The following is a 22,556-nucleotide window of genomic DNA, read 5'->3' as shown; positions in this document are numbered from 1 at the left end:
CTCCTGGGAGAGGGGTGTGAGGGGGGTGAGGGGGGTGAGGGGTGTGAGGAGGGGTGATCGGGGTGTGATCAGGGGAGATCAGGTCCGGTCCGCGCGCGGCCCGAGCGGACCGATGCGGTAGAGCACCTCGGGCTCGTGCCCACCGTCGGGGAAGAGACCGCTGTGGAAGAGCACCTCACGCTCGAGCGGCGCTTCGTGCCGTTCGGCGAACGAGGTGAACAGCCGGTTCGAGGCGGTGTTGTCAGGGGTGATCGTCGTCTCGATGCCGCGGACGCCCGCCGTGGCGACCCGCGCGACCAGCCCGTCCAGCAGGGTGGCGGCCAGTTTGCGGCCACGCCAGGCGTGGTCGACGGCAACCTGCCAGACGACGAGGGTCTCGGGGCGCTCGGGACGGACGTAGCCGGTGATGAAGCCGACCGGTCCGCCGTCGGCGTCGCGCGCCACAACGGATGTGGCGGCGAAGTCGCGGCACCACAGGAGGTAGCTGTAGGAGGAGTTGAGGTCCAGGGCTTTGGAGTCGCGAGCGATTCGCCAGATCGCGGCTCCATCCTCGACGCGCGGTGTGTCGAGGGTGAGGCCCTCCGGCAAATCCAATTCGCTACGGACTAGGTCTGCTTGTGCGGCGGTCATGCAAATTCAATTTACCCAGCAGAATCAGAAAATGCATCGCGGTGGGGGGTTACGTGGAGGGGGGTCGATGTGTTATCACGCGGGAGCGCGCGTGCGCGCGGCCGTTGGCCGAAAGGCGGTAATTTGTAGGGGAGTTACTCGGGCAAAGTGGATCCCATGTGGGGTCCGTCACATATATGTAATCGGCCGGTGACCGTCTTGAATTACGGGATCAGGAACCCGTGAAAAATTTTTTGTTTAGGAATCACAATGGCGGGCAGACGAATGTGGAAGCAGTAGCGGAAAAACGCGGAGAATTTCTGGCCACGCCGCCATGAATTCAATCCCCCACGGTGAACCGAGGGAAGTCGCCCCGCACCGCGAAGGCCCCGGAGGCGCCGTTGCCCGAGGCCGAGTACGCGTCCCGGCCGGTGTCCCGGTCCCCCTCGGCGTGGTTGTACTGCCCCGCGAAGACATACCGGCCCGCGCGCACGGTCGCGCCCTTACGGAGCGTCCAGCGGTAGACCAGCACACCGTCCTCGACGCGGGTGGCGCTGGCCACATCGCCGGTCGGCAGCGAGCTCCAGGACCCGGTGGACAGCACATCCCCGGTGTCCGCGACCCGCAGCTCCACCGTCAGCGAGGTCAGCGGCCTACCGATGGTGAGCGTGATGTCACTCTGTGCCCAGTACGGATTGGAATGGGTGTTGATGGCGCCCTTGGACCGAACGGTCGGCTCGGCGAGATGGTTTGGACCGGCCGCGGTGGGATAGGCGCTCGGTGTGTGCCGCTCAGCATCGCTCTGCGACCCGGCGCCCGGCTCCTCCCCGGGCCGCCTGTCCGCGCCCGCGCCCGCCGGAGGCGCGGCAGGCTCGCTCGAGGTGCGCACCGTCTGCGGCCGCTCGGCACCGTCCGTGGCCACCACCGCGATCCCCGTCGCCGCGACCGCCGCGGCCAGCCCGGCGACCGGGCCCACCAGCCGGGGCGCCCAGGGCCGGCGCGGGCTCGTCCGCGCGCCCCGGCTCCGGTCCCGGCCGTCGGCCGCCATGCCCGCCGTGACCCGGGCCAGCATCCGGATCCGGTCCGGCTCATGGGAGGCGGCGGCCGTACGCAGCTCGGCGACGACATCGCGGCCCTCGAGGCGCTCGCGATGCTCGATCATCAACTGCCCCCTCCTGCGTGCCCGGCGTGGCCCATGTGACCTGAGTGACGAGCGGGTCCTGTGTGGCCTGTGTGCCCTGTGTTCCCAGAGTGGAGCGTTCGTACCGTCTGCTCGGCCTCCGTCGCCCCGGGCAGCTCGCCCTCGCCGTCCGGAGGGCCGAGCAGCCGCTCCAGCTCGGCGATGCCGCGCGAGGTCTGGCTCTTGACCGTGCCCACCGAAATGCCCAGCGTACGGGCCGTCTCCCGCTCGGAGAGGTCGAAGGCGTGCCGCAGCACCACACATGCGCGCTTGCGGAACGGCAGCCGGACCAGCGCGGCCTGCACATCCACCACGGCGGAGACGTCCGGGTCGTCCACACGGTCGGAGCGCTGCGAGGAGAAGAGCGCCACCCGCCGCCGCTCACGCACCAGACTGCGGATCCGGGAGCGGGCCAGGTTGGCGACCACGCCCCGGGCGTACGCCGCCGGATGGTCGGCGGCCCGTACCCGGTCCCACTGGTGCCAGACCGCCACCAGCGCATCGGCCGCCAGGTCGTCCGCCCCATCGGAGCTGCCGAGCAACAGGTGGGCGAGGCGGGCCAGTTCGGCGTGGTGCCGCTCGAAGAAGTCCCGGAATTCGGCCTGTGGGTCGGCGGGGTGCGGGGTGGGCTGTGGGCCGGTGTGCGCGTTGGCCTGTGAGCCGGTGTGCGGGCGAGTCCGGGCGTCGGCCGATAAGCCATCGGGGTCCTCCGGTGCGCCGGGCGCTCGCGCGGTGCCCGCGGCGGCCGCGTCATCGGCGGGAGCGTTCACGAGGACCTCCTCACTGCCGCTCCTCCGGTGGGGTGCGTGAGCGTAGCAGCGCTGCGCATGTTGTTCGAGTGGCGCCGTTCCAGCTCCTGGGAATTGGCCGGTCAACGCCCTGCCCCGGTCTCGTACAGTGCGTTGCATGAGGGATAGCGCGGTGCTCCACATCAAGGGCCGGGTCCTGGTCGGACCGGATGCCGGCGACGCTGCCGGGGACGTCCGGGACGAACTGTGGGTGGTCGACGGCAGGGTCACGTTCGAGGGGCCGGCCGGGGCCAGGGACATCCGGCTGGTCGAGGGCTGGGTGCTGCCCGGCCTCGTCGACGCCCACTGCCATGTCGGACTCGACGCCCATGGGGCGGTGGACGATTCGACGAGCGAGAAACAGGCGCTGACCGACCGCGACGCCGGGGCGCTGCTGCTGCGGGACGCCGGATCGCCGGCCGACACCCGCTGGATCGACGACCGCGAGGATCTGCCCCGCATCATCCGGGCCGGCCGCCATATCGCCCGCACCAAGCGGTACATCCGCAACTACGCGCATGAGATCGAGCCGGAGGACCTGGTCGCCTATGTGGCCGCGGAGGCGCGGCGCGGCGACGGCTGGGTCAAGCTGGTCGGCGACTGGATCGACCGGGAGACCGGCGACCTGGGCGCCTGCTGGCCGCCCGGCGCGGTCGAGGCGGCCATCGCGGAGGCGCACCGGCTGGGCGCGCGGGTCACGGCGCACTGTTTCGCCGAGGAGAGCCTCGCGCCGCTGGTCGAGGCGGGGATCGACTGCATCGAGCACGCCACCGGGCTCACCGAGGAGACCATCCCGCTGTTCGCCGAGCGGGGCGTGGCGATCGTCCCGACCCTGGTCAACATCGCCACGTTCCCCCGGCTGGCGCTGGGCGGCGAGGTGAGGTTCCCGCGCTGGGCGGACCATATGCGGCGGCTGCACGCGCGCCGCTACGAGACGGTACGGGCGGCCTACGACGCGGGCATCCCGATCTACACCGGCACCGACGCGGGCGGCGGCCTGGCCCATGGGCTGGTCGGGCAGGAGGTGGCCGAGCTGGTGAAGGCGGGCATCCCGGCGCGGGACGCGCTCTCGGCGGCGACCTGGGGGGCGCGGACCTGGCTCGGACGGCCGGGGCTCACCGAAGGGGCCTCCGCCGATCTCGTCGTTTACGACGCGGATCCGCGTGCCGATGTGCGGGTGCTGACGACGCCACGACGGGTGGTGCTGCGAGGCCGCGTGGTCGGCTGACGGGGCACGGAAACGGGCTGACAGGCCATGAGGCCCAGGCCGAGGGGGCGCGGGAACGGGTGGGGCAGGGGGTCCTGAGGGGGTTCCTGAAGGGAACGCGGCTCGAACGCGGCGGCGAACCACACCCTTTGGGATGAACGGACATCATGTGTCTGCCTGTTTACCCTCAGTGCGCAAATATGGCGTGGTCGAGGCCGTCGGCGCCCGTGGAGTCCCCCGCGGCAGGCGCCGGCGGCTCCATGTCTCCTGTGGGGGTCAACTCACGTGTCCTGTTCCAGTAACACCTACTTCGGCATGCCCACCCGCCGGCTGGCGGCCGCCCCTGCCGCTGCCGCGGTCTCCGTCCTGGGCCTGCTGCCCGCGGTGACCGCGCAGGCCGACACCGGTGCGACCACCGGTAAGGCGGGTGCGGTCGTGCTCCGCACCGATCTCGATGTCTCCCTGCTCAACAAGACCGTCACGGCTCCGCTCTCGGTGGTGCTGAACGAGGTGCACGCACCCGCGACGGCCAGCAAGACGGCGCTCACCGCGACTCTGGACGGCGTGGACGGGGGCCGGCCGTTCAGTGTGCTGCGGGCGGACGTGGCCACCGCCCGGGCCGCCGTGGACAAGCAGCGCGCCGAGGGGTACTCCAACCTCGTCAACGCCAAGGTCCATCTGCCGGGTCTGGCCGGGGTGCCGCTGATCTCGGTCGAGCAGGTGACCTCGAAGGCGGTGTGCGCCGCCGGGAAGCGGCCGACCGCCCAGTCCAACCTGCTCGGCAGCGTCAGCGTGCTCGGCAGGAAGGTCACCCTGAGCACGAGCGGCACCACCACGGTGGATGTGCCGACGCTCGGCCAGGTCCGGCTCGACCTGTCACGGACGGCCACCACCTCGCGCACCGCGGCGGCCACGGCCCTCAACCTGAAGGTCTCCGTGAATCCGCTCAAGCTCAACGTCTCCGAGGTCGAGGGTCAGGTCACCCTCGCCCGGGCGACCTGCGAGGCGCCCGTCGCCGCGGCGGTCCAGCCCAGCCCGAGCGTGGGCCCGCAGACCACGCCCGAGCCGAAGCCGGAGCACCTGGCCGAGACCGGTGGCAGCTCGGCCACGCCGTATCTGGTGGGCGGCGGCGCTCTGCTGCTCGCCGTGGGCGGCGGGGCTGTCGTCCTGGCCCGCCGCCGGCGCGCCGGCGCCAGCGGCGACGCCGGCTGACGCCGAACGCCTGACGGATGACCTGACCTGGCCCGCTGGGTCCGGTGCCCGTGCCGTGCCCAACGGCTCGGGTGCCGGACCTGGGGCGGGTGCCCGGGGTGCGGCATTGCGCCGGGCCGCGGGTCTTGGGCCGGGGTACGACATCGGGCCCCGGGCTTGGGCGTTGGGCCGTGCCGCGGGCGCCGGGCCAGGGCGCGGCTTACGGGCCGGGGCTCCGGTGTTGGGCTTGGGCGCATGATCGGCGCCCAGCTCAACGTTACCCAGGCCCGCCACCGCCTCGCCCGGAAGATCTTCTTCGGACAGCGCGGCGAACTGCGCCAGCACTACCGCGAGGGCATGGAGGACCAGCTCGGTGCCCTCGGACTGGCCCTCAACTGCGTAGTCCTGTTCAACAGCCTCTACATCGACGCCGCCGTCAAGCAGCTGGCCGCCGACGGCTTCCCCGTCACCGACGAACTGCTCGCCCGGCTCTCCCCACTCCAGTACGACCACATCAACTTCCTCGGCCGCTACGCCTTCACCCGGCCGGCCGCGCCGGGCCTGCGGCAGCTGCGTGACCCGCACACCGATGACGAGGACGACGACGGCGAGCAGGACTGAGCGTCACCGACCCGAAGGCTGATCAGAGTGCCCGCCACCGCCTTTGTCAGCCGCTTCGCGGCGGTCACAGCCGGTACGTGGCAGGTGCGTTTGCGCCGATCACGCCCTCACCCGGCTTGTGGTGCGCTTTAGGGGGACTTGCACCCGGCGAAGTCGGCGACGTGGACATACCCAATGCGCTGGTAGAGGGTGTTGCTGGTGGGGTTGTCCGGGTCCGTGAACGGGACGACGTCCGTCGCGTCCGCGGCCAGCGCTGCCCGGCTCGCCTCGACCGTCACGGCGCCCGCGTAGCCGCGGCCGCGGAGGTGGGCCGGGGTGCAGACGGGGTCGATCCGGACCATGCCGCCGATGACCGAGGTCGCGGCCGCCGAGCGGGCCGCGCTTGACCAGGGGATGACCGTGCGGCGCGGCCAGGGCTACATCCTGCGCGTCAGCACCACCCAGGCGATCCACCGCCAGCCCCTCAACCGCTGCCGGCCCCTCGACGGCGCCCAGGGCGTCCCGGCGGTCCCGGCCCAGCGCAAGGCGCGCCGCGACTACGAGAACCGGGTCAGCACACTCGCACCGTCCGGAGCGTGATCGTTCTCACCGCCAACTGCTGTACCGATTTCCCCGAGGCCGTGATCGAGGACATTCGGCCGTGTCCAGGTAGTCCGTGACGGCCCCGTGAGGGTGTCAGACCTGGCCGTAACCGCCGTCGACCTGGTAGTCGGCGCCGTTGACGTGGGAGGCTGCGTCCGAGGCGACGAAGGCGATGACGGCGGCGACCTCTTCCGCGGTACCGGCCCGGGTCATCGGGGTCCCGGTGCCCATCGTGGCGATGAGCGCCTCGCGTTCCTCGGCGGTGGCGGCCAGCTGTGCGATACCGGGCGTGTCCGTCGGACCCGGGCTCACCACGTTCACTCGGATCCCGCGTGGGGTCAGCTCAAGGGCCCAGGTACGGGCGAGGGCACGGACCCCGGCCTTGGAAGCCGCGTAGAGACTCCGCCCGCGCGACGCCTTGTGCGCGGCCATCGAGCCGGTGAGGACGATGACGCCACCGTCCGCCAGCAGCGGCAGCGCCTTCTGGACGGTCATGATCGTGCCGGTGATGTTGACGTCGAAGACCGACCTGATGACGTCCTCGGTGATGGTTCCCAGCGGTGCGGTCGCGAGCGCCGCCGCGTTGACGACCAGCACGTCCAGCCGACCGCTGCGCCGCTCCACCTGCGCGAAGAGCCGGTCGAGGTCGTCGGCCGAGCGCGAGTCGGCCCGCACCCCGACGACATCACCCGGTAGATCCGCGGCCGCCGCCGTCAGGGCGTCCTGGTCCCGGCCCGTGATGTAGACGGTGCCGCCCCCTTCGGCGATCTTCCGCGCGGTGACGTGGCCGATACCGGCACTCCCGCCCGTCACGACCGCGACCTTGTTGTGAAACGCGTTGCTCATGGAACTCGTCGTCCGTTCATCCGGGTAGCCGTTCCGAAGGGAACGTCCTGGGGAACACAGGCGGTACGAGCCTGCGCCCTGTGCGGGCACCGGTGCCAGAAGCCTGCTGATACTGGTACTGGCAGCACCAGGCCGACGCCTCCCGGCTCTGGCACAGTGGACAGGTGCCGACGACCACGAACCGGACCGAACTGCGGGAGTTCCTGCGCTCACGACGCGCGCGGGTCTCACCCGAGGAAGTCGGCATACGCCCGGGAGCCCGTCGGCGCACCCCCGGACTGCGCCGCGAGGAGGTCGCCCAGCTGGCCGGTGTCGGCATCACCTGGTACACGTGGCTGGAGCAGGGGCGGCCGATCAACGTCAGCTCCCAGGTGCTCGACGCGGTGGCCCGCACGCTGCTTCTGGGTGCCGCCGAGCGTGACCACCTCTACCGTCTGGCCGAGGTCCCCCAGGCCCCGGTCATCAGCGATCCGCCGACCGAGTTCCCCGGCCACCTCGACACCGTCCTGGGAGCCCTGGACCCGTTGCCCGCCATGTTGGTCGACGCCCGCACCGACGTGCTGCGCTGGAACCGCGCATACGCGGCCCTGCACCCTGCTCTGGTCAGTGCTCCGCCCGGCAAGCGCAACACCCTCTGGCACCTCTTCACGGCACCGGAGGGGCAGCACCACATCGTCAACCGCGACGAGCAGGCGCCCGAGGCCGTGGCAGGGTTCCGCTATCGCTACAGCCAGAACGCGGGCGACCCGCAATGGCAGGACTTCGTCACCCGTCTGCGCACCGCCAGCCCGCTGTTCTCTCGGCTCTGGGCCACGCACGACGTCGCTCCACCGCACCTGTGCGACAAGCGCTACGACATCACGGGGATCGGCGAAGTCAGCCTGCGTGCCACCGGCATGGAACTGACCGACCACCCCGGCGTCCGCCTCGTCGTTCAGACTCCCACCGACAGGCGCAGCCGCGAGAACATCGACCGCCTGCTGCGCCGGGCGACGCACCTGTGACGAATGGACCGAGGCCCGGGTATGGGCCAAGCTCCACCGCCTTGGTCCTGGACGAACTCGGTGCCCGCAGCGGACTGGACTGGTCGCGGTGCGCGATCGACTTCGTCAGCGTCCGGACCCTCAAAGAGGCGTGAACGCCGTCGTCTGCGGCAGCGGATCACCACACTCCCGGCAGTACCGCCGAGCCGTACCGTCACCACCCGCACGCCAGACCATCCAGCCAGGCACACCGCACAGCCAGGGGAGCAGGCCGCGCTCGACCACGGCGTCACCGTGCGGCGCGGCCAGGGCTACACCCTGCGCGTCAGCACCACCCAGGCGATCCACCGCCAGCCCCTCAACCGCTGCCGGCCCCTCGACGGCGCCCAGGGCGTCCCGGCGGTCCCGGCCCAGCGCAAGGCCCGCCGCGAGTACGAGAACCGCGTCAGCACACTCTTCTCGACCAGACCATGATCCGGGTCAGCGGCTACCGCTAATTTCCGTTCGGATACTCCCTGAGGGCCAAGGGCTCCCGCAAGCCGTACGTGACCGCGCGCCGCTCCGCGCGGTGCGCGGTCAGGCGGCGCGGTCGAACGGCGTGGTCAGGCGTCCGATTCGGCGATGGCCTTCGCCAAGGCGATGACGAAGCGGTCCGTCGTGGCGCGGTCGCGGACGGCGATCCGGAGCCAGTCCGGGCCGAGGCCCGGGAACGTGTCACCGCGGCGGACGGCGAAGCCCAGCTCGCGCAGCCGGGTGCGGATCGCCGCCGCGCCCGGCAGATGGATCAGCAGAAAGGGCCCGGCCGCCGGGCCGCACACCCGCACCTCCGCCAACTCGGCCAGCCGGTCGGCCAGATGGGCCCGGTCGGCGGCCGTACGGTCGGCGGCCCGCGCGGCCTCGGCGAGGGCGGGCGGGGCGCAGCACGCCTCGGCCGCCGTCAGGGCCGGGCTGGACACCGGCCACAGCGGCTGGACCCGCTCCAGCGCCGTGACGGTGTCCGGCTCCGCCAGTACATAGCCGATCCGCAGCCCCGCCAGACCCCAGGTCTTGGTGAGGCTGCGCAGCACCACGAGCCCCGGCACATCGGTGCGGGCCGCCAGCGATTCGCGCTCGCCCGGGACGGCGTCCATGAAGGCCTCGTCCACCACCAGCGTCCGTCCCGGCCGGGCGAGACCGGCCAGGGCATCGGCCGGGTGCAGCACGGATGTGGGGTTGGTGGGGTTTCCGATCACCACCAGATCGGCGTCCTCCGGCACCGCGTCCGGGGCCAGCCGGAAGCCGTTCCGCTCATCGAGGATCACACGCTCCACCGTGTGCCCCGCGTCCCGCAGTGCCGCCTCCGGTTCGGTGAACTGCGGATGCACCACCACCGGCCGTTGGGCCGCGACGGCACGGGCGAGCAGGACGAACGCCTCCGCGGCGCCCGCCGTCAGCAGCACCCGGCCGACCGGAAGCCCATGGCACGCGGCGACCGCCTCCCGCGCCGCCCGCCCGTCCGGATAGGCGGCCAGCCCGTCGAGGGAGGCGGCGATACGGGCCTTGAGCCAGTCCGGAGGCGTACCGGCCCGGACATTGACCGCGAGGTCCGTCAGGTCGGCATCGGCCCCCCGCACCTCCGCGTCCCCGTGATGCCGCAGATCGAACCCGGCGCAGACGCCATCGGCGGCAGGGGCGGCGGACCCGCTCATGGGCAGGCCCGCCGGTGGATCAGTGGACATCGGCGTGGGTATCGGGATGCGCGAAGGCATGGGCCTCATCGCCGAACCCGGCGCGCCCGGCGGTGTCGGCCACCTCCTCATAGCGCTCCATGACGAGGTCGGCCAACTCCTTTGCCGGGCCGATGACATCGGCGGAGACCACCTCGACCTCGGGGTAGGCGAGCCCCCAGCCCTCCGCCTGCTGCCGCACCCGCTCCAGGGTGTCACCGGCGAACAGGAAGTACGGCAGCACCACGACCCGACTCGCCCCCAGCTTGGCGCAGCGGTCCAGCCCCGAGGCGACATCCGGTGCGGCGAGCGAGGAGAAGGCCACCTCGACGCCCGCGAAGCCACGGCCCTCCCACAGCAGCCGGGCGGCGCGGTGCACCTCGGCGTTGGCCTCGGGGAGCGGCGAACCGTCGCCCACCAGCAGCACGGTGGTCTCCGCGCGGTCCGAGGGCAGCCGGGGCCGGTTGCCCAGCGCCTCGTCGAGCCGCCGCTCCAGCACGCTCAGCAGCGTGCGGTGCGGGCCGAGCGGCCGGGCGCAGGCGAACGAGGCGTCGGCATGCCGCTCCGCCTCCTGGGCCAGCGCGGCCGCGATGCCGTCTCTGGGGGGAGCCGCCGGGATCAGCGTCAGCGGGACGACCGCGAAGCGGCTCACTCCCTCGCCGACGAGCCGGGTGACCGCATCGGACAGCGGGTGGCTGCCCGGTCCGGTGAGGCCACCCGCCACGGGCAGATCCGGATGGCGTGCGGCCAACTCCCTTACGAATGCGTGAAAGGCGGTGGCATGCCTTTCGTCTCGCGTGCCGATGCCTGCGAGGAGCAGGGCGGGCGGGGTCGTCACGAGGTCTCCTTGGTGCAGGTGGTGCGGGTGTCACGGTCAGCAGGGGGCGGCGGGCTGTTCCGCCCCGAGACGTTACTGACCTGTGTCGGGACGGTCGACGGCAGGTCTTCGCGGCCCGTCCTGCCCGGTTTTGACCGCCGCCGGGCGGCGAGCGACGGCGCAGGTGGCCATCCCGGGGCGGCCGTGCTGCGTGGACTTCCGCTTGGCGACCAGGAGTTCGCCGCCGGGACCGGCGGCCAGCAGCGCGGCCGCCTCTGCGACCCCGGCCGTGCCCACTGCGGTGAGCGGCGCCGCGGACGGGTTCGGCACCTCCACCGAGGCCAGCACCTCCGCCGGGTATCCGCACAGGGGCACCCCCAGCCGCTCGGCCGCCGTCAGCAGCCCGGCCTCCCCGGCCTTGGCCTCCACGGTCGCCAACTCGGCCACGCCGCTCGGCGAAAGGCCCGCCTCCGCCAGGGCCGTCTCGACCAGCCCGATCACCTCGGCGACGGACACACCCCGGCTGGCCCCGACCCCGACGACAAGCGGCGCCCCGGGCAGGGGACACGCCGTGCCCCGGTCGATGACCTCCACGTCAGCTCACCGCCTCGGCTCAACCGGCAGGGGACACACATCTGTCGGCGAACCGGGCCGCCGCCCCTGGGACCGAGGCCCAGTGCACATGCAGATAGGAGGCATGCACATTTCCCTGTGCGAACCCTTCGGTACGACGCTCCGGGTGGACGAGCCCCCAGGCGGGCTCCGCCCCCGCTCCGGGCACGATGGTCGTGCGGTGGAACTCATGGCCGTGCACCCGCGTCCCCGCGGCGGCGAGTGCGGTGTCGGTGATGGCCACGGCCTCACGGTAGCCCAGCGTCAGACGTTCCGACATCTGTGCCTCGGCGGCCAGCACCCCGCACATCGGCTCTCCGTCCAGCGAGCGCGCCAGATACAGCAGTCCGGCACATTCGGCGGCGATGGGCGCGCCGGACGCGGCGAGCTTTGCGACGGCTGCCCGGAGCGGCTCGTTCGCGGACAGCTCGGGGGCGTAGACCTCCGGGAACCCGCCGCCGATCACCAGACCGCCGGTGCCTTCCGGGAGGCGCTCGTCCCGCAGCGGATCGAAGGGGACAACCTGGGCCCCGGCCGCCGTGAGCAGCTCGGTGTGCTCCGCGTACGAGAAGGTGAACGCGGCCCCGCCGGCCACGGCGACCACCGGCCGTGCCGCGCGCCCTTCCCGGCCCCCGGCACCGGGGACGGCCTCCACCGCCCGGCGCATCTCCTCCTCCGGATCCCAGACCGGCTCGGACAGGGGCGGTGCGCTGCGCCCAAGCGCCAGCAGCCCGTCGAGATCGCAGCTCTCCCGCACCCGCGCTGCCAGCGCGGCCGTCGAATCGACCGCCTCCGCCTGGCGCTCGGCCACCGGCACCAGACCCAGATGGCGGCTCGGCGCCCGCACCTCCCGCGTCCGGCGCAGCGCGCCGAACACCGGCACTCCGCAGCCCTCCAGCGCCTCGCGCAGCATCACCTCGTGACGGTCCGAACCGACCTTGTTGAGGATCACCCCCGCGACCCGCACCTCGGGGTCCCAGGACGCGAAGCCATGCACCAGCGCGGCCACCGAACGCGACTGCGACGACGCGTCCACCACCAGCACCACCGGCGCCCGCAGCAGCTTGGCCACATGCGCCGTCGAGGCCAGCTCGCCCTGCCCGGCCGCCCCGTCGAACAGCCCCATCACCCCTTCGACCAGGGCCAGATCGCAGCCCGCCGCCCCATGCAGGAACAGCGGGGCGATGCGCTGCGGACCGCACAGATAAGCGTCCAGATTCCGGCCCGGGCGCGCGCCCCCGGCCCGGGACCGCCCGGCCGAGGAGGCGGCCGAGGAGATCGCGAGCGCGTGATAGCCAGGGTCGATGTAGTCCGGTCCGACCTTGTGCGGGGACACGTCCAGACCGCGCTCCGCGAAGGCGGCCATGAGCCCCGCGGTGACCGTCGTCTTCCCGCTCCCGGAGGCGGGCGCCGCGATCACCAGACGCGGGACACTCACCACTCGATGCCTCGCTGGCCCTTCTGACCGGTGTCCATCGGATGCTTGACCTTGGACATGTCGGTGACCAGGTCGGCGAAGTCCACGAGCTGCGCCGGTGCGTTACGCCCCGTGATGACGACGTGCTGCGTCCCGGGCCGGTCCCGCAGCACCGACACCACCTCGTCGGGGTCCACCCAGCCCCAGTGCATCGGATACGCGAATTCGTCCAGCACATAGAGCCGGTATGTCTCCGCCGCGAGATCGCGCTTGACCTGCTCCCAGCCCTCGCGTGCGGCCTCCTCGCTGGAAGCCATGTCGCGCTGGACCCACGACCAGCCCTCGCCCATCTTGTGCCATGCGACGGTCCCCCCTTCGCCCGAGTCGCCGAGGACGCGCAGCGCACGCTCCTCACCGACCCGCCATTTCGCGGACTTTACAAATTGGAATACACCGACCGGCCAGTTTTGGTTCCATGCCCGCAGCGCCAGCCCGAACGCCGCGGTCGACTTGCCCTTGCCCTGACCGGTGTGGACGAACACGAGCGGACGGTTGCGGCGCTGGCGGGTGGTCAGCCCGTCGTCCGGGACGACGGTCGGTTGTCCTTGCGGCATCAGGCGGCCCTCCGAGGGTTCGATACGGTTCGTACATCGCGCACCAGTGCGGTCACGCTGTCCGCGCGCAGCTCGTCGAGCGTCACCGGCGTGGCCCGCAGTTCGCGGGCGAGCGCGCCCGCCAGTCCCAGCCGCACCGGCCCCGACTCGCAGTCCACCACCACCGAGGCGACCCCGTCGCCCGCGAGCATCCGCGCCGCGCGCCCGGCCCGCTCGACCGGCGTGGGCCCGCCGGCCCGCTTCGCCTCCGTGGCCCGCCCGTCGGTCACCACGACCAGCAGCGGGCGGCGTGAGGGATCCCGTAGCCGCTCCACCCGCAGCACCTCCCGGGCCTTCAACAGCCCGGCCGCCAGGGGCGTACGGCCGCCGGTCGGCAGCCGTTCCAGCCGCACGGCGGCCGCGTCGACCGACGAGGTGGGCGGCAGCGCGAGCTCGGCGTCCGCGCCCCGGAAGGTGATCAGCCCGACCTTGTCCCGCCGCTGGTAGGCGTCCAGCAGCAGCGACAGCACCGCGCCCTTGATCGCGCTCATCCGTGTCCGCGCGGCCATCGAGCCCGACGCGTCCACCACGAACAGCACGAGATTGCCCTCCCGGCCCTCGCGCACCGCCTCGCGCAGATCGTCCCGGCGCACCAGAAGCCCGGGACCGCGCCGCCCGCGCGCCCGCTGATGCGGGGCGGCCGCCCGGACGGTCGCCGTCAGATGCAGCGCGGAGAGCGTCCCCCGCGGGCGCCGCGCCCCGGTGGTGCGGCCATGCGCGCTGCGGGCGCGCGACCGGCGCCCGGCCGCGCCCTCGCCCAGACCGGGGACGTCGAGCCGCCGGGTGCGGAACGGGGCGGCGGCGCCCACGGCCGCCCGCTCACCGCCGGATCCGCCAGTACCTTCGGCCGATTCCCCCGCCCCGCCGTCGCCATCGGCCCGGGCGGAGTCGGTCTCGCGGTCGGCCGTCTCGTGCTCACCCGTGCGCTGGTCGGGGACGGACGGCTCGGGCGCGGCGGGCGGCGCCTGCTCCCCTGCCCCGTCGCCCGCGCCCTCCTGGGGCCCGCCGCCGGGGTTCTCGGGGCCGCCCGGGCCGTCCGGCCCGTCGTCCGGGCTGTCGGGGCCCTCCGGGCCCGCGTCCGGATCCGGCTCCGGCTCGTCCTCCTCGAACTGCCGCAGGATCTCGTCGAGTTTGTCCTCGTCGAGCCCCGGCGCGTCGAACGGAGCCCGCCGCCGGCGGTGGGGGAGCGACAGCAGCGCCGCCCCCCGTACGTCCTCGGTCCGCACATCGGTCCGGTCCGCCCAGGCGGCCAGCGCGGTCGCCGTACGGGCCGTCACGATGTCCGCGCGCATCCCGTCCACCTCGAACCCGGCGCACACCGCCGCGATCTGGCGCAGCGCGCGGTCGCCCAGCCCCACCCGCGGCAGCAGGGCGCGCGCCGCCGCGATGCGCTCCCGCAGGGCGGCCTCGTCCGCCGCCCAGCGCGCCGCGAACCCCTCGGGGTCCTCGTCGTAGGCCAGCCGCCGCCGCACCACCTCGACCCGCTCATCGGTGTCCCGGGACGCCGCGACCTCCACTGTGAGACCGAAGCGGTCCAGCAACTGCGGCCGCAGCTCGCCCTCTTCCGGGTTCATGGTGCCCACCAGCAGGAAGCGCGCCGCATGCCGTACGGACACCCCCTCGCGCTCCACGTAGGAGGCGCCCATGGCGGCCGCGTCGAGCAGCAGGTCGATCAGATGGTCGTGGAGCAGGTTGACCTCGTCGACGTAGAGCACCCCGCGGTGGGCGTCCGCGAGCAGTCCGGGCTCGAACGCCTTCACCCCGTCCGACAGCGCCCGCTCGATGTCGAGGGCGCCGACCAGCCGGTCCTCGGAGGCGCCCACGGGCAGTTCGACCATGCGCGCGGGGCGCGCCTCGCCGGTGTCCGGCTCATGGGGGCCGTCCGGGCAGGACGGGTCGGGCGCTGCCGGATCGCAGGAGAACCGGCACCCGGCCACCACGTCGACCGCGGGCAGCAGCGCCGCGATCGCTCTTACGGCGGTGCTCTTGGCCGTGCCCTTCTCCCCGCGCACCAGGACGCCGCCCACGGCGGGTGAGACGGCGTTGAGGAGCAGGGCGAGCCGCAGACCGTCCATGCCGACGATCGCGCTGAAGGGGTAGGTGGTGGTCACGCGGCGGTACCTCCTGGTTTGCGTGGGCGTCCCGGTCCGGTGTCGGTGTGGGGGGCAGGGTGCATCACGACGTCCCCGCCGGCGCCCCCGGAGGGACGAACGGCAGCCCCTGCGGGACGCCCTTCTCAATGAGCCGCAGCAGTGCGTCGGTGTCGGCGTGCTCCTCGATCAGGTCGCCGAGCCGGTCGAGCTGCTCCTCGCGCAGCTCGCCGAAGCGGGTGTCCGGCGCCGGTACGAACGCCCGGCCCGCCGCGGCGGCCACCCGGCGCAGAAACGCCCGCCGGAAGCCGTCGCTCTCCAGCGAGCCGTGCCAGTGGGTGCCCCACACCGAGCCCACCCGGCAGCCGTCCAGGAAGGGCTCCTCGGCCCCGTCGAGCAACTCGGCGACCCCGTGGTGGATCTCGTAGCCCTCCACCCGCTCACCGAGCGCCTCGCCCACCGGCCGGGCCAGGGTCTTCTCCGCCGCGAACCGCATCCGCACCGGCAGCAGCCCGAGCCCGGCGACGGTCCCGGCCTTCGACTCGACCTCGTCCTCGATGCGCTCCCCCAGCACCTGGAAGCCGCCGCAGACGCCCAGCACCGGACGGCCCTCGGCGGCCCGCCGGGCGATCGCGTCGGCGAGCCCGCGCTCACGCAGCCACTCCAGCGCCCTTACGGTGCCCCGGGTGCCCGGCAGCACCACCAGATCGGCGTCGGCCAGCTCCTCGGGCCGGTCCACGAACCGCACGACCACGCCCGGTTCGGCCGCCAGCGCGTCCACGTCCGTGAAGTTGGACATCAGCGGCACGGCGGCCACCGCGATCCGCAGGACGTCCGCGCCGTAAGGGGGCGCCACGACGCTCTCCCGCACCGTGCCGCGCAGCGACACCCGCAGCCCGTCCTCCTCGTCGATCCCCAGCCCGTGGGCGAACGGGAGCACACCGACGGTCGGGCGCCCGGTGAGGTCGCGCAGCATCTCCAGACCGGGCTCCAGAAGGCTCACATCGCCGCGGAACTTGTTCACCAGATAGGCGGCCACATGCCGTTGGTCCGCCGCCGACAGCAGCGCGGTGGTGCCGAAGAAGGACGCGAAGACGCCTCCGCGGTCGATGTCCCCGACCACCACGACCGGAAGCCGGGCGGCGCGCGCCAGCCCCATGTTGACGATGTCGGTGCGGCGCAGATTGATCTCGGCCGGACTGCCCGCGCCCTCGCAGATCACTGCGTCATGGGTGCGCCGCAGCTCCTCCAGGCACTCCGTGACGGTCCCCAGCAGCGCCTCCCGCCCCGAGTACCGCGTCCGCCCGGGGGAAGCCGCGCCCGACGGCGGGTGCGCCGCGGGCCCCGACCGCCCGAAGTACCCGCGCGCGCTCAGCTCGCCCACCGGCTTGCCCAGCAGCACCACTTGGCTGCTGCGGTCGCTGCCCGGCTTCAGCAGGACCGGGTTCATCAGCGCGCTCGGCTCGACGCGCGCGGCGGCGGCCTGCATGGCCTGCGCCCGCCCGATCTCCGCCCCCTCCCGGGTGACGAAGGAGTTGAGCGACATGTTCTGCGCCTTGAAAGGCGCCACGCTGACGCCCTTACGGGCGAGCCATCGGCAGATCCCGGCCGTCACGACGCTCTTGCCCGCGTCGGAGGTCGTGCCCGCGACGAGCAGCCCCCCGCCCCGCGCCCCGGAACCGTCCATGCCGCCCTTACCGCGTATCCCGCTCATCCGCCGCCCCTTCCGGCGGCCCGGGGCCGCCCCGTCAACGCCCTGAGGACCGGCCGGGCCGCTACGGACACCCCGAGCGCCAGGACACCGACGCGCCGCGACAGCCGTATCGCCCGCTCGATGTCGGCCGACTCCACCGGCCGCCCGCCGGAGTTGAGCACCGGCCGGTGCTCGACCCGGCCGCCGTACGTGAGGGTGCCGCCCAGCCGTACGCCGAGCGCGCCCGCGAACGACGCTTCCACGGGGCCCGCGTTGGGGCTCGGATGGCGCCGGCCGTCGCGCCGCCAGGCGCGCCGCGCACCGCGCGGATCGGGGCCGGAGAGGGTCGCCAGGGCCGCCGTAAGGCGCGCACCGGGCCAGCCGGCCACATCGTCCAGACGGGCCGCCGCCCAGCCGAACCGCCGGTAGCGCGGCGACTTGTGGCCCACCATGGCGTCCAGGGTGTTGACGGCGCGGAAGCCGATGAGCCCCGGCACGCCGCCCACGGCCCCCCACACCAGCGCGCCCACGACGGCGTCGGAGGTGTTCTCGGCGACCGACTCGACGACCGCGCGGGCGATCTGCGGCCCGTCCAGCGCCTGCGGATCGCGCCCGCACAGATGCGGCAGCCGCTCCCGGGCGACGTCGAGGTCCCCCACGGCCAGGGCTCCGCCGACGGCCCGTGCCTCCCGGCCCAGCGTCGTGCCGCCCAGCACGGCCCAGGTGGCGGCGGCGGTCAGCGCGACCTCCGCGCCACCGCGCCCGCCGAGGGCCCGTACGGCGCGGGTCAGCAGCGCGGCACCGGCGGCCGCGCCGCCCGCGCACAACGCGGTGTGCAGGGCCCCGTAACCGCGGTGGTCACGCCACAGCCGGCGTTCGGCGGCCGCGGCGGCGCGCCCGAACGCGGCGACCGGATGGCCGCGGCGCGGATCGCCGGTGGCGAGATCACCGAGGAAGCCGAGGGCCGCGCCGCACGCGAACGAGGCGTGATCGGCACGCATCCCTCAGGCCGCCGTCACGCCTCGGCGCGACGACACGTAACCAAAGGGGCCAGGGGGGCCGAAGGGGCCGGAAGAGCCAGTGGGGGCAGAGGAGGCTGGCGGCGTGGCGGTGCCGGGCATGGCGGTATGTCCTCACTCAGGGTCCGCGCCCTGGTTCGACGTGACCGGCGGTGAAAGTCTCCTGGCTCCCGGATCCGCGCCCCTCCCGGTCTTCCAGCCCCGCGTACGAAAGCAACCGTACGGTCGAGCCGTGACCCCATACAGGCGATGGGAGAGTGCTCCCCGGTGACAGTGGCGGGACCGCGCCGGATTCTCACCGGCTTCCTCTCCTGCCGCCGTTTGGCTCGGGAAGTCCACCATGGGCCGCGAATGGCCGTCAACTCGCATATGACCCATGACGCCCGAGTGTGCCGAGCCCCACAGACGCGGCCGCACACGAGGCGGCCGCCGGACGGTCGGCGCTGGTCAGCGCCACCATCCGGCGGCCGGTGGGTCGATGAGGACGCGAGCCTCAGGCGACGATCAGATAGATGCCGTACGCCACGGCCGCGGCGCACAGCCCGAAGCAGGTGTACGCCCCGGTGCGCGCGAGCGCGGAGGCGCCCACCGCGCCACCGGACACGACGGCCGCGCCGCCCTGCTCCGGCGCCGCCTTACGGGACGTCCCGAGGATGCCCAGGGTGAAGACGCCCACCATGCCGACCGTCACCACGAGGCTGACGCCGAAGACCTGGCCGAGTGCCGCCCAGTCGATGCTCATGTTCCGTGGCTCCTTAGCGGGTGGTGCTGCTCGCGGCGGCGGGGGTGGGGGTCTGCTCGGGTGTGTGCTCGGCGATGCCGCTCTCAGGGGCGGCCTCGGCCGCCCTCTCGGGGGCGGAAGGCTTCGCACCCGCGGGCGGCGGGGCCACGGACCGCAGGGCGGCCGTGACGGCGCCCACCGGCTCCTGCGCGCCGACCTCGTTGACGTTGGTGTGGTCCACGGGCTTGCGGCGCGACAGCGCCCAGATCGCCCCGCAGGCCAGGACGGCGAGCACGGCCACCGCCGTGATCCCCGCGTTCCCCTGGTCGGCCAGCAGCGCGGCGCCGCCCGCCACCAGGCCCGCGGCCGGGAGGGTCAGCACCCAGGCGACCACCATGCGGCCCGCGGTCGACCAGCGCATCACCGCGCCCTTACGGCCGATACCCGCACCCATGACGGCGCCGGAGCAGACCTGGGTGGTGGACAGCGCGAAGCCGATGTGGGAGGAGGCGAGGATGACGGTCGCGGCGCCGGTCTGGGCGGCGAAGCCCTGCGGCGGCTGGATGTCGGTGATGCCCTTGCCCATGGTGCGGATGATGCGCCAGCCGCCCAGGTAGGTGCCGAGCGCGATGGCCATGCCCGCCGAGACGATGACCCACAGCGGCGGGTCGGAGTCGGGTGCCACCACGCCCCCGGTCACCAGCGCCAGGGTGATCACGCCCATCGTCTTCTGGGCGTCGTTGGTGCCGTGGGCCAGGGAGACCAGGGCGGCCGACGCGATCTGCCCCGCGCGGTAGCCCTTCGCGGTGTCCTCCGAAGAGCGGCCGCGGCCGAGCCGGTAGGTGAGCCGGGTGGCGGCCACCGTGGCGATGCCGGCCACGACCGGCGCGGCGACGGCGGGGATCAGGACCTTCATGACGATCGCGTCGCCGTTGACCCCGTCCAGGCCGACGGAGACCACTGTGGCGCCGATCAGGCCGCCGAACAGGGCGTGCGATGAGCTGGAGGGGAGCCCGGCGAGCCAGGTCACCAGATTCCACAGGATCGCTCCGACCAGCCCCGCGAAGATCACTTCTGGTCGGATACCGGAGTCCTCGTCGATGATCCCGCCGGAGATGGTCTTGGCCACCTCCACGGACAGGAACGCGCCGACGAGATTGAGGACGGCCGACATCGCCACCGCCACCCTGGGACCGAGTGCTCCCGTGGAGATGGTGGTGGCCATGGCGTTAGCCGTGTCGTGGAAGCCGTTCGTGAAGTCGAACACCAAGGCCGTGACGATCACGATCCCGATGAGAAGCGTGATGTGTTCCATACACCCGGTCAATCAGTTCGAAGGTCGTTAGTGGCACGGTGAACGTAAGGAAACAGGATGAACGGGAGATGAACTGAGTGGGGCATCAGGGTGACGTGGTTGCGGGAGTGCTAAAGCCTGATGAATTCAAGTCTACTTTCCCATGTCGTACGGGAGTTGCGCCTCGATCGAGGACCGCCGGAGGAGGCCCCAGGACCGGCCCCGCAGCCGCCCGCCGTTCACCCTCGTTCACCCGCACGGGGGCGGCTGCCCACGAGGCGCGGCCGTAGACAAGAGCCGCCCCCTTCCGGTCCCGCCATCGCCCGGCCGCCGGACGCCTGGGAGGATCGGGCCTCGGAGGTGAGGGCAGGTGACCCAGTCGCGAACCACGCGGCAGCCGCAGCCGCGGCTGACCCATCCCCTGCGGCAGGCATGGACGCAGGTGGTGAGAACGGCCCGCAGAACCACCGCGGACGGCCTGGTCGTCGGCACCTCGGGCAATGTCTCGGCCCGGGTCGGCGACACCGTCCTGGTGACCCCGAGCGGCGTCCCCTACGACCGGCTCGGCCCACGGGACGCCGTCGCCGTCGACCTCGACGGACAACAGGTCCTCGGCACGCTCGAGCCCACCAGCGAGCTGCCCATGCACCTGGCCGTCTACCGGGAGACCGACGCCGAGGCCGTGGTCCATACCCACGCCGTCCACGCCACGGCCGTCTCCACGCTCGTCGACGAGCTCCCCGCGATCCACTACATGACCGCGGCCCTCGGCGGACCGATCCGCGTCGCGGCCTACGCGCTCTACGGAACGGACGAACTGGCCGACGCCATGGTCGAGGCGCTGCGCGACCGCAGCGCCTGTCTGCTGCGCAACCACGGCACCGTCGTCCACGGCGCCACCCTGGACCAGGCGTTTGACCGCACCGCCCAGCTCGAATGGATGTGCCGGGTCTGGCTCACCGCGGTCTCCGTCCCCGGCCGCACCCCCACCCTGATCCCGCCGGACGAGCTGCGGCGCGCCGCGGACAAGCTCAGCGGCTACGGCCAGCCGAGCTGATCCCGCCGGGCACCCGCCCGGCCCCGCGCCGCACGCGCCCGGCCCCGCGCCGCCGCACCGCACGCGCCCGGGCCCCGGCCGGACGGTCACCCGGCCGGGCACGCCCGCTGGCCGGGGGCCGCCTCCCCGCCCACACTGGGGGGATGCGTCTGCGGACAACGGCGGTCGCGGCCGCCACCACTTTGCTCAGTGCCGGCGTGGCCGCGGTGGCGGCCGGACGGTACGCCACCGACGCGGCGCTGAAACCGGCCCCCGACCGTCCGCTGCCGAACGAGCCCCCGCTCACCGTGCACGCGACCGCGGCCGGCCAGATCACCCTGACCCGCTCGCTCGCCTCGCTGCGCCCCGGCGTCTACGGCCTTACCGGCCGCTCCTGCCACGCCGTCGTCGGCCCCGTCATCGAGGACGCCCCGCACCCCGCCGACTGCGTGGTGCGCCGCCTGGAGCGGGTCACCCACGGCGACCTCACCCCCGGCACCCGGGTGCGGCTGACCCCCCAGGTGTACATCGGCGATCCGCGGGACGCGCTCGGCATCGACCACGCCGACGTCGACGTGCCCGGCGAACTCGGCCCGCTGCCCGCCTGGTTCATCCCCGGCGAACGCTCCACATGGGTGATCACCATCCATGGCCTCGGCACCACCCGTGAGCACCCTATGGTCGTCATGCCCTTCCTGCGGAAGCTGCGGGTGCCGGTGCTCGACCTCGCCTACCGCGGGGACCCCGGCGCCCCCCGGCCCGAGGACGGTATCTCCCACCTCGGCGACACCGAGTGGCGCGACCTGGACGCGGCCCTCCGCTACGCGGTGGCGTACGGGGCGACCGGGATCGTGCTGCACGGCTGGTCCATCGGCGCCTCGATGGCCCTCCACGCCGCCGCGAACTCCGCGCTGCGCCACCGCGTCCTCGGCCTCGTCCTGGACTCCCCGGTGCTCGACTGGCAGGCCACCCTGCGCGCCCTCGCCGCGGCCCGCGGCATTCCCGCGCCGCTGCTCCCACTCGCGCTGCGGGCCGCCGAGGGGCGCACCGGGCTCCACGACAGCGTGCTTCCGGAGGTGGCCGATCCCGAGCGGTTGTCCGTGCCCACGCTCGTCGCCCATGGCCCCGACGACACCCTCGCGCCCTGGCACGCCTCGCGCGAATTCGCCGACCGCAGACGCGACCTGGTCACCCTTCACACGGTACGGCGGGCCCCCCACGCGGCCATGTGGAACGCGGACCCCAAGGGGTACGAGGAGGCTCTGCGGCGCTTTCTGATACCGCTCCTGTAGCGCCCGTAAGGCGATCGCGGAAGCGCGTGCGAGACGGCGCGGGAAGCGTTCGCGGGGCGGCGGCGCAAGCGTCCGTAAGATGGCGCGAACCGTTCGCGGCGACCGCCGGACGGGTGCCGATTGGGCTTTCGGGCCGTCAACGGCGAGACTGCTTCCGTGACGTCCCGTACTCCGCGCGACTCCCGGCTCCGACTCGTCC

22 protein-coding genes, 2 pseudogenes and 1 riboswitch are annotated in these 22,556 nt (G+C 73.2%); of the genes and pseudogenes, 9 read left to right on the top strand and 15 right to left on the bottom strand.

What is annotated here, in order from left to right:
- Positions 1–78: 78 nt before the first annotated feature.
- The 3 genes from ectA to STRVI_RS32490 all read right to left on the bottom strand — a co-directional run bounded on the left by ectA (position 79) and on the right by STRVI_RS32490 (position 2,559).
- Positions 79–630 (bottom strand): diaminobutyrate acetyltransferase, encoded by a 552-nt coding sequence (ectA, locus tag STRVI_RS32500; RefSeq protein ID WP_014059805.1) that lies wholly within the window; start codon positions 628–630, stop codon positions 79–81.
- 319 nt (positions 631–949) lie between these two features.
- Entirely contained in the window at positions 950–1,771 is an 822-nt protein-coding gene (locus STRVI_RS32495) for a hypothetical protein (protein ID WP_014059804.1), read from the bottom strand.
- The gene (locus STRVI_RS32490; RefSeq protein ID WP_014059803.1) at positions 1,771–2,559 is read right to left on the bottom strand and encodes a SigE family RNA polymerase sigma factor; all 789 of its coding nucleotides are present in this window, start codon (positions 2,557–2,559) and stop codon (positions 1,771–1,773) included. Before STRVI_RS32490 ends, STRVI_RS32495 begins: the two co-directional genes overlap by 1 nt.
- A 136-nt stretch (positions 2,560–2,695) precedes the next feature.
- Between STRVI_RS32490 and STRVI_RS32485 the strand changes: the two genes are divergently transcribed.
- From STRVI_RS32485 to STRVI_RS32475, 3 genes are all read left to right on the top strand, one after another.
- Positions 2,696–3,805 carry an amidohydrolase family protein gene (locus tag STRVI_RS32485; RefSeq protein ID WP_208949190.1) on the top strand — a complete coding sequence of 370 codons (1,110 nt, stop codon included), beginning with the start codon at positions 2,696–2,698 and terminating at the stop codon, positions 3,803–3,805.
- A gap of 294 nt (positions 3,806–4,099) precedes the next feature.
- Positions 4,100–4,996: an SCO1860 family LAETG-anchored protein gene (locus STRVI_RS32480; RefSeq protein ID WP_043240550.1), complete on the top strand. Its 897-nt coding sequence runs from the start codon at positions 4,100–4,102 to the stop codon at positions 4,994–4,996.
- Between the two features lie 234 nt (positions 4,997–5,230).
- The gene (locus STRVI_RS32475; protein ID WP_050993808.1) at positions 5,231–5,596 is read left to right on the top strand and encodes a Tn3 family transposase; all 366 of its coding nucleotides are present in this window, start codon (positions 5,231–5,233) and stop codon (positions 5,594–5,596) included.
- A gap of 128 nt (positions 5,597–5,724) precedes the next feature.
- Here STRVI_RS32475 and STRVI_RS32470 read toward each other — a convergent pair.
- Positions 5,725–5,967: pseudogene (locus STRVI_RS32470) on the bottom strand (GNAT family N-acetyltransferase); the annotation flags it as partial.
- Between STRVI_RS32470 and STRVI_RS32465 the strand changes: the two are divergent.
- Positions 5,945–6,175, top strand: coding sequence for a hypothetical protein (locus tag STRVI_RS32465; RefSeq protein WP_251982785.1), 231 nt, complete (start codon positions 5,945–5,947; stop codon positions 6,173–6,175). The pseudogene STRVI_RS32470 and the gene STRVI_RS32465 sit on opposite strands and share 23 nt — an antisense overlap.
- A gap of 96 nt (positions 6,176–6,271) precedes the next feature.
- On the opposite strand, the gene STRVI_RS32460 is transcribed toward STRVI_RS32465, so the two are convergent.
- Positions 6,272–7,024: an SDR family NAD(P)-dependent oxidoreductase gene (locus STRVI_RS32460; RefSeq protein ID WP_014059800.1), complete on the bottom strand. Its 753-nt coding sequence runs from the start codon at positions 7,022–7,024 to the stop codon at positions 6,272–6,274.
- 164 nt (positions 7,025–7,188) lie between these two features.
- Here STRVI_RS32460 and STRVI_RS32455 point away from each other — a divergent pair, with 164 nt between their 5' ends.
- From STRVI_RS32455 to STRVI_RS32445, 3 genes and pseudogenes are all read left to right on the top strand, one after another.
- Positions 7,189–8,028: a helix-turn-helix transcriptional regulator gene (locus STRVI_RS32455; protein ID WP_014059799.1), complete on the top strand. Its 840-nt coding sequence runs from the start codon at positions 7,189–7,191 to the stop codon at positions 8,026–8,028.
- Positions 8,018–8,153 (top strand): annotated as a pseudogene (locus STRVI_RS51245) (IS5/IS1182 family transposase); the annotation flags it as partial. The gene STRVI_RS32455 and the pseudogene STRVI_RS51245, both read left to right, overlap by 11 nt.
- Before the next feature lie 148 nt (positions 8,154–8,301).
- Complete coding sequence (locus tag STRVI_RS32445; RefSeq protein ID WP_251982784.1) at positions 8,302–8,481, top strand: hypothetical protein; 180 nt, start codon at positions 8,302–8,304, stop codon at positions 8,479–8,481.
- A gap of 128 nt (positions 8,482–8,609) precedes the next feature.
- On the opposite strand, the gene cobC is transcribed toward STRVI_RS32445, so the two are convergent.
- From cobC to STRVI_RS32395, 10 genes are all read right to left on the bottom strand, one after another.
- Positions 8,610–9,695, bottom strand: a complete 1,086-nt coding sequence (cobC, locus tag STRVI_RS32440; RefSeq protein WP_014059798.1) for an Rv2231c family pyridoxal phosphate-dependent protein CobC — start codon at positions 9,693–9,695, stop codon at positions 8,610–8,612.
- Positions 9,696–9,714: 19 nt separating this feature from the next.
- Positions 9,715–10,551 (bottom strand): sirohydrochlorin chelatase, encoded by an 837-nt coding sequence (locus STRVI_RS32435; RefSeq protein WP_014059797.1) that lies wholly within the window; start codon positions 10,549–10,551, stop codon positions 9,715–9,717.
- Between the two features lie 72 nt (positions 10,552–10,623).
- Positions 10,624–11,124 (bottom strand): cobalamin biosynthesis protein, encoded by a 501-nt coding sequence (locus STRVI_RS32430; protein ID WP_014059796.1) that lies wholly within the window; start codon positions 11,122–11,124, stop codon positions 10,624–10,626.
- Positions 11,125–11,143: 19 nt separating this feature from the next.
- Positions 11,144–12,583 carry a cobyrinate a,c-diamide synthase gene (locus tag STRVI_RS32425; protein WP_043236899.1) on the bottom strand — a complete coding sequence of 480 codons (1,440 nt, stop codon included), beginning with the start codon at positions 12,581–12,583 and terminating at the stop codon, positions 11,144–11,146.
- Positions 12,577–13,173: a cob(I)yrinic acid a,c-diamide adenosyltransferase gene (gene cobO / locus STRVI_RS32420; protein ID WP_014059794.1), complete on the bottom strand. Its 597-nt coding sequence runs from the start codon at positions 13,171–13,173 to the stop codon at positions 12,577–12,579. Before cobO ends, STRVI_RS32425 begins: the two co-directional genes overlap by 7 nt.
- On the bottom strand, positions 13,173–15,323 hold the full coding sequence (locus STRVI_RS32415) for a putative cobaltochelatase (RefSeq protein WP_014059793.1): 2,151 nt from the start codon (positions 15,321–15,323) through the stop codon (positions 13,173–13,175). The genes cobO and STRVI_RS32415 overlap by 1 nt, the downstream gene beginning before the upstream one ends.
- A gap of 64 nt (positions 15,324–15,387) precedes the next feature.
- Positions 15,388–17,016: a cobyric acid synthase gene (locus STRVI_RS32410; RefSeq protein ID WP_014059792.1), complete on the bottom strand. Its 1,629-nt coding sequence runs from the start codon at positions 17,014–17,016 to the stop codon at positions 15,388–15,390.
- Positions 17,013–17,996: a cobalamin biosynthesis protein gene (locus tag STRVI_RS32405; protein WP_014059791.1), complete on the bottom strand. Its 984-nt coding sequence runs from the start codon at positions 17,994–17,996 to the stop codon at positions 17,013–17,015. Before STRVI_RS32405 ends, STRVI_RS32410 begins: the two co-directional genes overlap by 4 nt.
- Positions 17,997–18,151: 155 nt before the next feature.
- Positions 18,152–18,369: riboswitch (cobalamin riboswitch) on the bottom strand.
- Positions 18,370–18,507: 138 nt separating this feature from the next.
- Positions 18,508–18,756: a hypothetical protein gene (locus STRVI_RS32400; protein ID WP_014059790.1), complete on the bottom strand. Its 249-nt coding sequence runs from the start codon at positions 18,754–18,756 to the stop codon at positions 18,508–18,510.
- Positions 18,757–18,769: 13 nt separating this feature from the next.
- Entirely contained in the window at positions 18,770–20,050 is a 1,281-nt protein-coding gene (locus STRVI_RS32395) for an inorganic phosphate transporter (RefSeq protein ID WP_014059789.1), read from the bottom strand.
- Between the two features lie 349 nt (positions 20,051–20,399).
- Between STRVI_RS32395 and STRVI_RS32390 the strand changes: the two genes are divergently transcribed.
- Both STRVI_RS32390 and STRVI_RS32385 read left to right on the top strand, forming a co-directional pair.
- Complete coding sequence (locus STRVI_RS32390; protein WP_014059788.1) at positions 20,400–21,086, top strand: class II aldolase/adducin family protein; 687 nt, start codon at positions 20,400–20,402, stop codon at positions 21,084–21,086.
- A gap of 143 nt (positions 21,087–21,229) precedes the next feature.
- Entirely contained in the window at positions 21,230–22,357 is a 1,128-nt protein-coding gene (locus STRVI_RS32385; protein ID WP_014059787.1) for an alpha/beta hydrolase, read from the top strand.
- The last annotated feature ends 199 nt before the right edge of the window (positions 22,358–22,556 follow it).

Source organism: Streptomyces violaceusniger Tu 4113 (assembly GCF_000147815.2).
Classification (GTDB): Bacteria; Actinomycetota; Actinomycetes; order Streptomycetales; family Streptomycetaceae; genus Streptomyces; species Streptomyces violaceusniger_A.
The sequence above is the reverse complement of the archived record's forward strand: the minus strand, read 5'-3'. Positions and strand labels throughout refer to the sequence as shown.

What these genes read in the sequence shown, in the direction of transcription:
- STRVI_RS32385 (WP_014059787.1), top strand. Translation starts at nt 21,230, where the DNA reads ATGCGTCTGCGGACAACGGCGGTCGCGGCCGCCACCACTTTGCTCAGT.
- STRVI_RS32410 (WP_014059792.1), bottom strand. Translation starts at nt 17,016, where the DNA reads ATGAGCGGGATACGCGGTAAGGGCGGCATGGACGGTTCCGGGGCGCGG.
- ectA (WP_014059805.1), bottom strand. Translation starts at nt 630, where the DNA reads ATGACCGCCGCACAAGCAGACCTAGTCCGTAGCGAATTGGATTTGCCG.
- STRVI_RS32465 (WP_251982785.1), top strand. Translation starts at nt 5,945, where the DNA reads ATGACCGAGGTCGCGGCCGCCGAGCGGGCCGCGCTTGACCAGGGGATG.
- STRVI_RS32495 (WP_014059804.1), bottom strand. Translation starts at nt 1,771, where the DNA reads ATGATCGAGCATCGCGAGCGCCTCGAGGGCCGCGATGTCGTCGCCGAG.
- cobO (WP_014059794.1), bottom strand. Translation starts at nt 13,173, where the DNA reads ATGCCGCAAGGACAACCGACCGTCGTCCCGGACGACGGGCTGACCACC.
- STRVI_RS32395 (WP_014059789.1), bottom strand. Translation starts at nt 20,050, where the DNA reads ATGGAACACATCACGCTTCTCATCGGGATCGTGATCGTCACGGCCTTG.
- cobC (WP_014059798.1), bottom strand. Translation starts at nt 9,695, where the DNA reads ATGAGCGGGTCCGCCGCCCCTGCCGCCGATGGCGTCTGCGCCGGGTTC.
- STRVI_RS32405 (WP_014059791.1), bottom strand. Translation starts at nt 17,996, where the DNA reads ATGCGTGCCGATCACGCCTCGTTCGCGTGCGGCGCGGCCCTCGGCTTC.
- STRVI_RS32485 (WP_208949190.1), top strand. Translation starts at nt 2,696, where the DNA reads ATGAGGGATAGCGCGGTGCTCCACATCAAGGGCCGGGTCCTGGTCGGA.
- STRVI_RS32480 (WP_043240550.1), top strand. Translation starts at nt 4,100, where the DNA reads ATGCCCACCCGCCGGCTGGCGGCCGCCCCTGCCGCTGCCGCGGTCTCC.
- STRVI_RS32460 (WP_014059800.1), bottom strand. Translation starts at nt 7,024, where the DNA reads ATGAGCAACGCGTTTCACAACAAGGTCGCGGTCGTGACGGGCGGGAGT.
- STRVI_RS32475 (WP_050993808.1), top strand. Translation starts at nt 5,231, where the DNA reads ATGATCGGCGCCCAGCTCAACGTTACCCAGGCCCGCCACCGCCTCGCC.
- STRVI_RS32400 (WP_014059790.1), bottom strand. Translation starts at nt 18,756, where the DNA reads ATGAGCATCGACTGGGCGGCACTCGGCCAGGTCTTCGGCGTCAGCCTC.